Source organism: Curtobacterium sp. MCSS17_006, assembly GCF_003234215.1.
Taxonomy (GTDB): domain Bacteria; phylum Actinomycetota; class Actinomycetes; order Actinomycetales; family Microbacteriaceae; genus Curtobacterium; species Curtobacterium flaccumfaciens.
The window spans coordinates 76574-89828 of the sequence record NZ_QKSO01000005.1 but is presented as its reverse complement, the minus strand read 5'-3'; the positions used below and the strand labels follow the sequence as shown (position 1 = coordinate 89828).

The 13255-nt window shown below is 72.4% G+C and carries 10 protein-coding genes; 4 read left to right on the top strand and 6 right to left on the bottom strand.

The genetic code is table 11. From position 1 onward, the window contains the following. Nucleotides 1-2: 2 nt before the first annotated feature. Together DEJ21_RS06770 and DEJ21_RS06765 are read right to left on the bottom strand one after the other, a co-directional pair. Nucleotides 3-1514, bottom strand: a complete 1512-nt coding sequence (locus tag DEJ21_RS06770) for a cell wall metabolism sensor histidine kinase WalK (RefSeq protein WP_111030518.1) — start codon at nt 1512-1514, stop codon at nt 3-5. Continuing rightward, nucleotides 1511-2188, bottom strand: a complete 678-nt coding sequence (locus tag DEJ21_RS06765; protein ID WP_017885962.1) for a response regulator transcription factor — start codon at nt 2186-2188, stop codon at nt 1511-1513. Before DEJ21_RS06765 ends, DEJ21_RS06770 begins: the two co-directional genes overlap by 4 nt. Before the next feature lie 195 nt (nt 2189-2383). Between DEJ21_RS06765 and DEJ21_RS06760 the strand changes: the two genes are divergently transcribed. After that, nucleotides 2384-2698 carry a hypothetical protein gene (locus DEJ21_RS06760; protein WP_146247715.1) on the top strand — a complete coding sequence of 105 codons (315 nt, stop codon included), beginning with the start codon at nt 2384-2386 and terminating at the stop codon, nt 2696-2698. A gap of 59 nt (nt 2699-2757) precedes the next feature. Here DEJ21_RS06760 and DEJ21_RS06755 read toward each other — a convergent pair whose 3' ends face one another. Then, entirely contained in the window at nt 2758-3852 is a 1095-nt protein-coding gene (locus DEJ21_RS06755; protein ID WP_111224113.1) for an aromatic acid exporter family protein, read from the bottom strand. 80 nt (nt 3853-3932) lie between these two features. On the opposite strand from DEJ21_RS06755, the gene DEJ21_RS06750 reads away from it, so the two are divergent. Then, nucleotides 3933-5177 carry an aminoglycoside phosphotransferase family protein gene (locus tag DEJ21_RS06750; RefSeq protein WP_110864837.1) on the top strand — a complete coding sequence of 415 codons (1245 nt, stop codon included), beginning with the start codon at nt 3933-3935 and terminating at the stop codon, nt 5175-5177. A gap of 452 nt (nt 5178-5629) precedes the next feature. Then, complete coding sequence (locus DEJ21_RS06745; protein WP_181435806.1) at nt 5630-7756, top strand: DEAD/DEAH box helicase; 2127 nt, start codon at nt 5630-5632, stop codon at nt 7754-7756. 105 nt (nt 7757-7861) lie between these two features. On the opposite strand, the gene DEJ21_RS06740 is transcribed toward DEJ21_RS06745, so the two are convergent. Next, complete coding sequence (locus DEJ21_RS06740; RefSeq protein WP_071405571.1) at nt 7862-8134, bottom strand: mycoredoxin; 273 nt, start codon at nt 8132-8134, stop codon at nt 7862-7864. A gap of 58 nt (nt 8135-8192) precedes the next feature. Here DEJ21_RS06740 and DEJ21_RS06735 point away from each other — a divergent pair, with 58 nt between their 5' ends. Next, complete coding sequence (locus tag DEJ21_RS06735; protein WP_181435805.1) at nt 8193-9722, top strand: CYTH domain-containing protein; 1530 nt, start codon at nt 8193-8195, stop codon at nt 9720-9722. Between the two features lie 85 nt (nt 9723-9807). Here DEJ21_RS06735 and DEJ21_RS06730 read toward each other — a convergent pair whose 3' ends face one another. Together DEJ21_RS06730 and DEJ21_RS06725 are read right to left on the bottom strand one after the other, a co-directional pair. Beyond that, nucleotides 9808-11979 carry a S9 family peptidase gene (locus tag DEJ21_RS06730; RefSeq protein WP_111224110.1) on the bottom strand — a complete coding sequence of 724 codons (2172 nt, stop codon included), beginning with the start codon at nt 11977-11979 and terminating at the stop codon, nt 9808-9810. 29 nt (nt 11980-12008) lie between these two features. After that, on the bottom strand, nt 12009-13208 hold the full coding sequence (locus DEJ21_RS06725; protein ID WP_111224109.1) for a Fic family protein: 1200 nt from the start codon (nt 13206-13208) through the stop codon (nt 12009-12011). Nucleotides 13209-13255 lie beyond the last annotated feature (47 nt).

Here is a 13255-nt window from a genome sequence, read left to right as displayed (position 1 = left end):
GCTCAGCGCACCTCGGGCAGGCGGATCGTGACCTCGAGCCCACCGGCGGGCACGTTGCGGAGCGACGCCGTGCCTCCCGCCCGTTCCGCCACCGCACGCACGATCGCGAGTCCCAGGCCCGAGCCGCCGGGCAGGGCGCCGGCACCGGTCGACGGGTCCGGGTTCGGGCGGGACGTCCGGGCTTCGTCCGGACGGGTGAAGCGGTCGAACGCCACCGGGATGAAGGACTCGGGCACGCCGGGGCCGTCGTCGGTGATCTGCAGCACGCCCTCGCCGCCGGTGCTCCGCCAGGACACGAAGATGCCGCCGCCGCGGGGGAGCGCGGCCACGGCGTTGCCCGCGATGTTCGTGACGAGCTGGGCCATCCCGCCGGTGTCGATCCGGTACCGCGGTTCGACGGTGCCGCCGCCGATGCCCGGGCCGGAACCGCCGACGGCGACGGGCGGCTCGAGGTCGAAGTCGACGGTGACGTCCTTCGCCGACGCGATGAGCCGGACGCGGTCGACCGCGGCCATCACCTCGTCGCCGAGGTCCGACCACGCGGTCTCGGGGCGCCGGTCGCCGTCCTGTTCACGGCGCTCCGACTCCTCGATCCGCGACAGGGCGAGCAGGTCGTTCGCCAGCCGCGACAACCGCGCGACGCTGTGCTTGGCGCGTTCGATGTGGGCGGCGAGGGCGGCGGCGTCGTTGCCGTCGAGCGAGGCGAGGTCGAGCTGGGTCGTCAGGATCGCCAGGGGCGTCCGGAGCTCGTGGCTGGCGTCCGACACCATCTGGCGTTCGCGCTCGGTCGCCTGCCGGGTCCGGGCGAGGAAGGCGTTGAGCGTGGTCGCCAGGGACGCCAGCTCGTCCTGGGCGGGGCCCACCGGCAGTTCGGCACGCTCCGGAGCCACGGAGAGCCGTTCGGCCTCGCGGCGCATCCGGTTCACCGGGCGCAGCGCGGTGGTCGCGAGCACCCAGGACGCCACGCCGAAGGCGAGCAGGATGGCCAGACCGGTCAGCGACAGCGTCGTCGTGAGGTCGTCGACGACGATGGCCTCGGCCTGCGAGTTGCGGGCGGCGACGACGGTCCAGCGGCCGGCCTCGTTGACGGGGTGCTCCACCACGACGCGGTACTCCGAGCCGGATGCCGTGATGATCGAGGTGCCGGCAGGGGTGGACCGCAGACTGCCGAGCGCCTGCTCGACACGGTCGGGCATCGTCGACAGCACGATCTCGCCGGACGGGGACACGACGGCGACGAGCTGCGCGTTGCCCGGTGGCGAGAGGTCGGGGTCGCTGTCGACCTCGAGCGTGGCGACGTACGGGTCGGCATCGGCGTCGAGCAGGGTGCGGGTCGCACTCGCGACGACGCTCACCACCTGGAAGCGCATCACCAGGACGAGCAGCAGGATGACGATCGCGGCGATCGCTGTCGACCCGATCGTGATCCGGGCACGCAGCGACAGCAGACGCAGCGGCCGGATCGGACCGCCGCGTCGGCGGTCCGATCGTGGGGCGTCGTCGGCCCCGCTCACGCCCCGAGCAGATCCAGGCGGTACCCGCGACCGCGGACCGTGGCGATGGCGACGGTGGCCTCGTGCGCGGTGAGCTTCTTGCGGAGGTACGAGATGTACTGCTCGACCACGTTCGGGTCGACGTGCTGCGAACCGTCCCAGACCTCTTCGAGGATCTTCGGGCGGTCGACGACACTGCCGGCGGACCGGGCGAGCAGTCGGAGCAGGGCGAACTCGGTGGGGCTCACGGCGACGCGCTGGCCCTTGATCGAGATGCGGCGGGCCTCGGAGTCGATGGAGACGTCCCCGACCTCGATCGTGCGGGGTGCCCCGGCGGACTCACGACGGCCGAGCGCACGCAGCCGAGCGGTGAGCTCGGCGAAGGCGAAGGGCTTGGTGAGGTAGTCGTCCGCGCCCGCGTCGAGCCCGAACACGCGGTCGTCGACGGCGTCGCGCGCGGTCACGAGCAGGATCCGCACGGGGTCCTCGCGCTCACGGATCCGCCGGGCGAGCTCGAAGCCGGACATGCCGGGCATCATCACGTCCACGACCGCCAGGTCGAACGCCTGCTCGCCGAGGGCGATGAGCGCCTCGACACCGTTCTCGACGGCCGTGACCCGGTACCCCTCGGCCGCGAGTCCGCGTTCCATCAGGGCACGCATCTCGTCGTCGTCCTCGACCACCAACAGCCGCATAGTGGACCTCCTCGGACCCATCGTGGCATCGAACCGGCGCCGAGGGTCGTTCTCCGGGTCCGACTCGCTGAATCTCGTCACAGGACAAGGTGGAACGGTCTGTCCCACGTTCTAGGGACGTGAGCGCCGCTTGCTTCGTTGCTAGGCTCCGGCAGCGGACAGCGCGACCCGATGCGCCGCCCGCACTGGGGGATCATGAACGACTCGATCGACCACCCGGCCATCGTGCGCCTGCGCGCCGAACTGGACGCCGCGTGGAAGGGCATCGGCGCGCTCGCGCAGCTGGAGGACGCTCCGCGCGACCGCGTGGTCGCGGAGCTGCGGACGGCGGTGCCGGACGTGGCGAGCCGTGCTGCACGTGAGGTCGGCATCGAGGCCGTCGTCGCCGAGATCAGCCGGTACGCCGACGCCGGCATCCCGGGTGCGACCGCGACCGACGTCGTGCCGACCGCGGTGATCTGGTCGGACGTCGTGCGGACAGCGTCGGAAGCGGCCTGCGCAGCGCGCTGACGCCCAGCAGTGCGCTGACGCACAACAGCGGGCCAGCGCAACGTGCCGGTGTGCCGGCGCTAGTCGTCCTCGCCGAGCAGCTCGCCACGCACCCGTCGGATGTCCTCGAACAGCGCCCCGATGAGCACCCAGTGCCGGGAGTTCGGCCGCACCACCTCGAGCGGTGCGGTGAGCGCCGGCTCGGAGGCCTCCGCCCACGGCCCGACGTCCGGACCGAGCGCAGCACCGTCCGCCCCACCGGCCCCGGGTGCCGGATCGAGCCGTGTCGACTCGACCCGCGCGCTGAGGGCCCGGACGTCCGCACCGATCCGTGCCACCTCGGTCGCGATGCCGTGCACCACCGGGTCGTCGCGCAGGTCCGGTGCGGTGTTGTCGCGGATCGCCCGGGTCATCCCGGTGACCCGGGTCACCAGGACGCGCAGGTGGTCGGTGGTCACCACGTCGCGGTCCAGGATCGTCCGGTGCCGGCCACTGCGCGGGTTCATCGTCAGGGACTCGCGCGCCGACCCCAGGGACGCCTCGGCCTTGGCGTGCTGCTGCCGGAGTGCGCGGGCCGCGACGAGCGCCTCGTCCCAGCGCTCGCGGTCCCACCCCTCCGTCAGGCCGATCGCGATCCGCTCGAACGCCACCGCGGTGTCGCGGGCGAGCCGGGCGACGGCGAGGTGGGCCGGTTCGAGCAGCACGGGCGGCACGATGAGCGCGTTCACGACCAGGGCGACGATCGCACCGATCACGGTCTCGAGGATCCGGTCGGCGGAGTAGTTCGGCGTCACGACCCCGGCGGTGAGCACGAGCATCCCGCTGATCCCCACCTGGGTGGCCGAGGTCGGGGTGAGCCGGAGCGCCCACGCGATGAGGATCGCGAGCACGATGACGAGCAGCACGACGAACACACCGTCGCCGAGCAGCAGGTGGAACCCGGTGGCCAGCACGACGCCGATCACGACGCCCGCGCTCCGCTCGAGCCCCTTCACGAACGACTGGTTGATGCTCGGCTGCACCACGAGCAGTGCAGCGATCGCCGCGAAGGTGGGGAACGGCCCCTGGATGACCAGGCGGCAGAGGAGCACGGCGGCGACCACCGCGACGGCGGTCTTCACGACCTGCAGGAACGGCGTGCGACTGGAGCTGCGGAGGCGCGCGACCGGGTTCACACGGACCACGGTAGCCACCGGCCGCGCGCCGAGCCGTGCACGAACGCGACGAAACCCGTGCGACACGGTTGACTGATGTCGTGTGGCCCAACCATGAGCGCGTCATCCCGCAGGCCTTCGCCGGCTCCGGGACCTCCGTGGTGGCCGCGCGGGCGCACTCCGTCGAGCCCTCGGGCAACGGCTACCTGTACGGCTACGAGGTCGACACGGTGGACCGCAACGGCCAGCGCGCCACGGTCCTGACCTACGTCGACACCGGCGGCACCCACGACCAGAACAGTGCGATCGTCACCGATCCGGCGACGGGCGACCCGGTGTCGGTGTGGGCGTACCCGAACGACCCCGGCCTGCCGGTCCTGCCGCAGGTCACCTACCGCGACGCCGTCGCCGAGCTGCTGACCACGCTCGGCATGCCCGTCACCGACCCGGTGCTCACCGTGGCGGCGTACCGACCCGGCAAGCGCGCGGTGGTGCGCGTGGACGCCCCCGAGCGCACCCTGTTCCTGAAGATCGTCCGTCCGCACCGGGTCGCGCCGATCGTGCAGTCGCACGAGCAGTTCGTCGCGGCCGGTCTGCCGGTGCCGCGTGTGCTGTCCAGCCGTGGCGACGGTCTGCTCGTGCTCGAGCGCATCCGCGGGGTGCCCGCCGGCAGCCGCATCCTCGACATCGCCGACGACCCCCGCTTCGTGGCGTCGCTCGCCGCGCTGAGCGGCCGGGTCGCCACCGTCCCGATGACCCAGCAGGCGCGCGCCGACGCGATGGACCACGCCGACTGGCACCGTCGCACGCTCATCGCCGCCCTGCCGCACGACGCCGAGGAGATCGACCGCCTGTACGACGCCATCGGCCGCCGCTCCATCGGCTGGTCGAGCTCGACCAAGCAGGTCGTGCACGGCGACCTGCACCTGGAGCAGGTCTTCGTCGACGAGGACGAGCCGTGGCGCATCTCCGGCCTGCTCGACATCGACACCGCGGGCTGGGGCTTCCCGGTCCGTGACGTCGGCGCCGTCGTCGCCCACCTCGTGGTCACCGGGCTCTGGCACCGGTCCCGAGGCGACGCCGAGCGCGGCGCCGCCGCCGAGCGCCTCGCCGACGCGATCGCCCGCGACTGGGTCGCGCGCAACCCGCGCGAGGCCGACCGCATCGGACCCGCCATCGGCGCCCAGCTGCTCGCCCACGCCGGCGGCCAGGCGACCACCGGTTCCGCCAACGGGATCCAGACGGCCCAGCAGCTCCTCGCCGCGACGCAGGCCGCCCTGGCGGACGCGGCCCCGAGCCTCCCGACCGGTGGTTCGACCCGCCCGCGGTCCGCACCGCAGGTCTGAGACGCGACCGACGGACGGACTGGAGGCGCGGGTCGGTCCCGCCACGGGCCTCCCGTCCGCCGTCGCGACGCGCGCGGGCAACGCGCCGGTCGCCTCTGTCGGTGGTCCGGGAGTAAACTGACCGCGCACGCACCGCGTTCCCGCGTGCCGCGTCGATTCCGGACGCAGCCGTCGATCACTTGATCGACGCGGGGACCGGGCCGTGACCGCCCCGAGGGGGCATCACGTGCGTGTGACGACGCCGGATCCCGGCGCGGACCGTCCGAACCTGCTCCCGGCAGGTGCTCGTGTGGAACGGCTCGCGGGAGTCCACCGGACGTCCCGATGCGGGGACCGGCGATGCGGTGGGCCACGGTGGCCCGCAGCTGAACCGGAGCCGCGCCAGGCACCGGTGCAGGACTTCCCGCCCCACGGGCGGATCGCCCCGACGTGTGGGCGGAACAGGAGGAGCGTTGGCTCGATCAGGCACCCGGCGTGCTGCCGGCGGGACGCGGACCGCGTCACGTCGCACCAGGCCGCTGGACAACGACGGCGTCATCCCCGTCCTCGCCCGCGCTGTGCGCGAGGTCGAGGCGGCGGCGCAGCGCGGACCGCTCAAGGCATCGAACCGGACGAAGTTCCAGGCGGTCGCCCTGCTCATGCGCGAAGAGCGCGCGCGGGTGAAGGCCGACTCGGAGCTCACCGACGCGCAGCGCGCCGAGCAGCTCAAGCGGCTCGACGGCGTGGCCACGATCCTGGCGAAGACGGCTGCGCGCGACACCAGCGTCATCCAGCTCCTCGCCGAAGAGGTCCAGGTGTCCGAGGCGACGCGTGCGGTCAAGCGCGACATGATGATCGCCGGCGGCATGGAACTGCAGCCGGAGGACCTCGTCATCGCGTCCGAGCCCGCCGCGGTCGTCGAGACCCCGGTGCGGGCCGTCGTGCCGCAGGCGGTCGTGCAGCGCCAGCTGGCGAACCCCTTCATGCCACCGGACTTCGCCCTCGCCGACCAGCCCGTCGCGCACCCGCGTCGCCTGGCGAACTGGGAACTGTTCGGGCCGCTGTTCAAGTCGTTCGAGTACGGCGCGGGCGGGGGAGCGGCGACGATGCCGCTGCCGGAGCCCACGACGCTGCACTCGCGCTCGGGCACCACGCTCATGAAGCACCAGGCAGAACTCGTCGCCGCTGCATCGCAGGGGCACCGCACGTTCCTGCTCGCCGACGAGCCCGGCCTCGGCAAGACCGCACAGTCGCTGCTCGCCGCCGACGCCGCGAACGCGTTCCCGCTGCTCGTCGTCGTGCCGAACGTCGTCAAGACGAACTGGGCGCGTGAAGCCGAGCGCTGGGTGCCGAACCACCGCGCCACGGTGATCCACGGGGACGGCAACGACCTCGACGGGTTCGCCGACATCGTCATCGTGAACTACGAGATCCTCGACCGGCACGCCGGGTGGCTCGGCAACTTCGGGTTCAAGGGGATGGTCGTCGACGAGGCGCACTTCATCAAGAACAAGGACTCGCAGCGCGCCCGGTTCGTGCTGCAGATCGCCGAGCGCATCCGGCAGCGCACCGCCACGCCGCTGCTCATGGCGCTGACCGGTACCCCGCTGATCAACTCGGTCGAGGACTTCCGCACCATCTGGGAGTACCTCGGCTGGATCGACGACAAGAAGCCGCGCGCGAAGCTCATGAACGAGCTCGAGGAGATCGGCCTGACGCCGGCCGACCCCGGCTTCTTCGTCGAGGCCCGCCGTGCCGTCATCGACCAGGGCATCGTCCGACGCCGCAAGGTCGACGTCGCCGCGGACATCCCCGCCCGCCGGATCGCCGACATCCCCGTCGAGCTCGACGGTGACGAGGGCCGCTCCATCCGCGACGCCGAGCGCGAGCTCACCGCGAAGCTCGTCCGCCGCTACCACCAGGCGCTCGACGCCCGCACCGGGCAGGACCCGGTCGTCGGCATCGACCACAAGCTGGTCCGCCAGGTCGCGCGCTGGGAGCTCGAGGACCAGGACGCCTCGTCGACCGGCGAGAACGTGTTCTCGATGGTCCGCCGCATCGGCCGGGCCAAGGCCCAGCTCGCGGCCGACTACGCGGCACAGCTCGCCTCGAACGTCGGCAAGGTCGTGTTCTTCGCGAAGCACCTCGACGTGATGGACCAGGCGGAAGAGGTGTTCGCCCGTCGCGGCCTGCGCACCGCCACGATCCGCGGCGACCAGACCCCGACGCAGCGCACGGCCGAGATCGACTCATTCGTGAACGACCCCGACGTCGCCGTCATCGTCTGCTCGCTGACCGCGGCCGGTGTCGGTCTGAACCTGCAGGTGTCGTCGAACGTCGTGCTCGCTGAGCTGTCGTGGACGAGCGCCGAGCAGACCCAGGCGATCGACCGTGTGCACCGCATCGGGCAGGAAGAGCCCGTCACCGCGTGGCGCATCATCGCCGCGCAGACGATCGACACCAAGATCGCCGAGCTCATCGACTCGAAGGCGTCCCTGGCCGCCCGCGCGCTCGACGGTTCGGACGAAGAGGTCGTCGACTCCGGTGACATCCAGCTCGACGCGATGGCTGCGCTGCTGACCGAGGCGCTCGGCGGCTAGCTCGGCGCGTCCGGCGCTGACAGCAAGACACCGGTGTTCGCACTCTGAACCGCGTCATGCGCGTGTTCGGAGCGTGAACACCGGTGTTTTGCGGAGGGCCGCCGCTCAGATGCGGGACTGCACCTCGGCCAGGGACGGGTTGGTCGCAGTCGAGCCGTCGGGGAACACCAGCGTCGGCACGGTCTGGTTGCCGCCGTTGACCTCGGCGACGAGCTCGGCGGTACCGGGGGTCTGCTCGATGTCGACCTCGGTGAAGGGCACCCCGGCCTTCGACATCTGGTTCTTCAGCCGGGCGCAGTAGCCGCACCACGTGGTGGTGAACATCGTGACGCCGCCGGCTTCGGGCGTGAACTGCTCGCGGGTGATCGTGTCGCTCATCCCTGCAGGCTAACCCCGGGTGCGGGGAAACCCCGCAGTGCCTGGTAGACAAGAGCGTGTGAGCCACACGCACCTCGAGATCGAGCGCACCTACGACCTGGCCGAGGGCGGTGCCCTCCCCGACCTCGTCGGCGCGGGCGGCATCCTCCGCACCGAGCACCAGGAGCCGTTCGAACTGGACGCGACCTACTGGGACACCGAGCGGTACGACCTGGTGGCCGCGCGGGTGACCGTGCGCCGTCGCACGGGTGGCCCCGACGCCGGCTGGCACATCAAGCGCTCGGAGTCGGACACGGTCCGCCACGAGCAGCAGTTCCCCCTGACCGACGACGCCGACACGGTGCCCGACGAGGTCCTCGCCGCGCTCTTCACGGAGCGTCGTGGCCGCGGGCTGCGTCCCGTCGTCCGGATCACGACCACCCGCACCGTCACCCGACTGCTCGACGAGGACGGCGACCAGATCGCCGAGCTCGCCGACGACCAGGTCACCGCACAGCGTCTCGACGACGACGCCCCCGAGACCCCGCGCACCTGGCGCGAGGTCGAGGTCGAGACCGTCGACGGCGTCGACCCGCAGATCGCCCACGAGCTGTTCGCGGCCCTCGACGGACGCTTCGCGGCCGTCGGCGCCGGCCCCGCCGCCGTCGCGTCCAAGCTGGCACGCGGGCTGGCAGGAGCACCGGCACCGCGCCTCCAGACCGAGGAGAAGCCGGCCAAGGGCACGACCGCACGCATCCTGGCGAAGCGGGTGCGCAAGCTGCGCGTCGCGCTGCTCGGCCAGGAGGCCCGGCTCCGCTCCGGCGACACGGCCGACCTCCGGCAGGCGGCCGACACCACCCTCGAGATCGCCGCGATCCTGGGCGCCTACCGCCCGGCGTTCCCCGACGGCGAGGCCGTCGACCGCGCCGCGGAGGCGGCGGACGGCCTGGCGGCCGTCACAGCGCGTGCCGCGCTGGCCGAGTACCTGATCGACCGGCTGCCGCGGGCGTCGTCGCCGGCGCAGGACGACCTGGTCGACGCGATGACCCGTGAGCGCATCCTCGCCTCGACCCGGGAACGTCGCGACCAGGCGGTGCGGGACGTCGTCGCGTTCCTGCACGGCGAGCCGTTCCTCGAACTGCTCGACGCCCTCGACGACGCGGCCGAGCGACCGGTGCCGACGGCGTGGTCGCTCCGCGCACCGAAGCAGGTCGCACAGGACGTCGGCGCCGACGTGAAGCCGCGCGTGCGCGAACTCGTCCGGGCCGCCGTCGCCGACGACACCTCTGACACCGCTGCCGAGCGCGAGGCCGCCGACCGTACCACCACCGAGGCCGCGTGGCAGGAGACGATGCGCGCCCGGATGGCGATGGACGTGCTCGGCGACGACGCGTTCCCGCATGCGCTGTGGAAGCGGATCGGCACCGCCGCCGACGTGCTGACCGAACGGGTGCGGTCCCTGCACGCCCTCGACATCCTGCGGGCGAACGCGGCGATCGCGGAGCGCGGGGGTGAGGGCACCTTCGGGTACGGGGTGCTCGCGGGGGACCGGGTGCGCCTGGCCGAGGAGTCCTACGACGAGGCGGTGCACGCGCTCAACCGCGTGTGAGCGCCGCTGTTCGCTTGGTGAGCAGAAGAGGTCGGGTCCCGCGTTCGGACCCGACCTCTTCTGCTCACGAAGTGCGCGGGTCGGCTCAGCCCGCGGCGATGGGGTTGGCGGTCGCGGCGGCGGGCGTCTCGTCGGCGAGCCCGAGCACGTCGAGCAGCCAGGCGAGTTCGAACGCCCGCTCCTTCCATGACGCGTAGCGACCGCTGACGCCACCGTGCCCGGCGGACATCTCGGTCTTCAGCAGCACCGGAGCGCCGACCTCGCGGAGCTTCGCGGTCCACTTCGCGGGCTCGACGTAGAGCACGCGGGTGTCGTTGATCGAGGTCACGGCGAGGATCTGCGGGTACTGCACGTCGTCGCGGACGTTCTCGTACGGGGTGTACTCGCTCATGTAGCGGTAGACCTCGGCGTCGTGCAGCGGGTCGCCCCACTCGTCCCACTCGATGACGGTGAGGGGCAGGTCCGGGTCGAGGATGCTCGTCAGCGCATCGACGAACGGCACTGCGGCCAGGATGCCGGCGAACCGCTCGGGGGCGAGGTTGGCGACCGCACCCATCAGGAGCCCGCCCGCGCTGCCGCCCTCGGCCACGAGTCGGTCGGCGCTCGTCCGGCCGGACTCGATCAGGTGCTCGGCGACCGCGACGAAGTCGGTGAAGGTGTTCTTCTTCGTCAGGGTCTTGCCGTTCTCGTACCAGTGCCGACCGAGCTCACCGCCACCGCGGACGTGTGCGACGGCGAAGACGACACCGCGGTCGAGCATCGACAGGCGCATGACGCTGAAGCCGGGGTCGATCGAGTGCTCGTACGAGCCGTAGCCGTACAGGTGCAGCGGCGCCGGGGTGCCGTCCTCGACGGCGTCACGACGCCAGACGAGCGAGATCGGCACGCGGGTGCCGTCCGACGCGGTCGCCCAGTCGCGCTCCTGCACGTAGTCGGCCGGGTCGTAGCCGCCGAGCACGGGCTGGCGCTTCAGGACGGTGACCTCGCCGGTGGCCAGGTCGAGGTCGCTGACCTCGGAGGGGGTCACGAACGACGTGTACCCGATGCGGAGCGTCGGCTGCTCCCACTCCGGGTTGCCGCCGAGACCCGCCGAGAACAGTGCTTCGTCGAAGGGGACCTCGTGCGCGTCGCCGTAGCCGTCGCCCTCGATCGGGATGATCGCGACGCGGGGGAGCGCCTCGGAGCGGTACTCCAGGGCGAGGTGCCCGGCGAAGGCGTCGACCGACTCGATGCGGCGCTCGGTGTGGTGCGCCACGACGACGCGGCGGTCACGCTCGGACGTCGGGTCGTCGGCGGGGACGTCGACCAGCTCGAAGTTCTCGGCGCCCTCGTTGTGCAGCACCAGGAACCGGTCGCTGCCGCCGACGATGGCGTGCTCGATCTCGTACTCGACGCCCTCGCGGCGGGGCCAGACGACCTGGAACTCACCGGTGGGGTCCGCGGCGTCGAGGACGTGCGCCTCGGACGTGATCTTCGAGCCGAGCTCGATGACGATGTACTGCGAGGAGCGGGTGACACCGACACCGACCCAGTAGCGGTCGTCGGGCTCCTCGAACACCAGGACGTCCTCGGACGCCGCGGTGCCGACCGTGTGGCGCCAGATCTTGTCCGGACGCCAGGACTCGTCGACCGTGGGGTAGAACACGTAGCGGCCGGCCGGGTCGAACGTGGCGCCGGCCCCGGTGTTCGGGATGGCGTCGCCGAGGTCGGTCCCCGAGGCCAGGTCGCGCACGTGCAGGGTGTACCGCTCGTCACCCTCGACGTCGATGCCGTAGACCAGGCGGGTGCCGTCGTCGCTGATGTCGTAGGTGCCGAGAGAGAAGAACTCGTGGCCGTCGGCCAGGGCGTTGCCGTCGAGGACCACCTGCTCGCCGGGGAGCGTCGACTCGCCCTCGACGACGGCGGGCGGCGTCCAGTCGTCGGGGCCGGCGACGGGCACGCGGCAGTGCACGCCGTACTGGCTGCCCTCGGCGGTGCGGGTGAAGTACCACCAGTCGCCCATGCGGACGGGCACCGAGAGGTCGGTCTCCTGCACGCGGCTCTTCACCTCGGCGAAGATGCGGTCCCGCAGCGGCGCGAGGTGCGCGGTCGCGGCGTCGGTGTGGGCGTTCTCGGCTTCGAGGTACGCCAGGGTGTCGGGGGATTCCTTGTCCCGCAGCCACTCGTAGTCGTCGACGAAGTCGATGCCGTGGTGGGTCCGTGTCACGGGCCGCTTGGCGGCGCTGGGCGGGGTGGATGCGGTGTGCTCGTTGCTCACCGTCCCACCCTATTCGTCCGCACCCCCGGTCAGGCCGCCGTGCGCTCGCGGCCGCCCACTGCCGCCTGCACGCGCTGCTCGAACGCCTCGAGCTCGGCGACCACGGCGGGTGCGACCCACGCGCGGTCGCGGCGACGACCGGTGACCGGACGGAGCACTCCCGCCAGCACCAGGTCGTGCGTGACACGCTCGACGTCGTCGGCGGTGAGCAGGGTGTCCAGGTGCTCTTCGGTCAGGACGGGGTCGTCGGCGAGCGCACGGCCGACCACGGCGTGCGGGCCCGAGGCGCAGGGGCCGGCGTATCGGTCGGCGTCGTGCTCGGCGAGCAGCAGGGCGCTCAGCGTCGCCTCGTCGCACACGGTCCCGATCGCCAGGGCCAGGTCGACCACGAACCCCGTGACCCGGCCGTCGCGGTACTGCTCCAGGTGTCGGAAGTACCGCAGCCGGTCAGCCGCGAGCGCGGTGGCCACCGGTGCCGTGACCGTCGTGGTCACCCCGCGTCGCCGCAGCACGGCACCGATCAGCGCCCGCCCGATCCGGCCGTTGCCGTCGGTGAACGGGTGGATCGACTCGAACTGCGCGTGGGCGATCGCCGCCTGCGCGATCGGGTGCAGGTCCACGCGGTGCACGAACGCGAACAGGTCGGCCATCAGCGGTGCCACGAGCTCGGGCGGCGGTGGCACGTGGACGGCGTCGCGGGGTGTGGCGCCGCCGCCGATCCAGTTCTGCACCTCGCGGTACCGGCCGGCGTACCGTCCGTCGACCGGATCGTCGCGCATCAGCAGGCGGTGTGCCTCGAGCAGGGACGACTCGGTGACGGTGCCTGAGTCCGCTCCGGACACCAGGTGCTCGACGGCGCCGCCGGCCCGGACGACCGCGGTGGCGCCCGCGTTCGCCCGGATGCCGACGAGGGCCCGCGCCAGGTCGTCGATGGTCGCGGACTCGTCCTCGATCCGCGACGACGCGACGGCTTCGGTCCGGCCGAGCACGGACCCGAGCGGTGCGAGCCGCGAGCCGTGGTGGACGTCGAGGCCGCGCAGGGCCGCTGCGCTCCGGTCGAGCAGCGCGACGGTGTCGTCGTCGGGTGTCCACCGAGCCCTCGCGATGGACGGGGGCAGTGACGCCCGCACGGTCGTCACCAGTCGGTCGTCACGGCACCCGCGGACGGTGCTCCGCCACGGTCGCTCGGTGCTGTCGTGTGTGGGCCAGGTGTCGCTCCGGTGTGCCATCCCGCGACGGTAGAGCCACCCGGACGCTCGACGCCAGGAAACGGTAT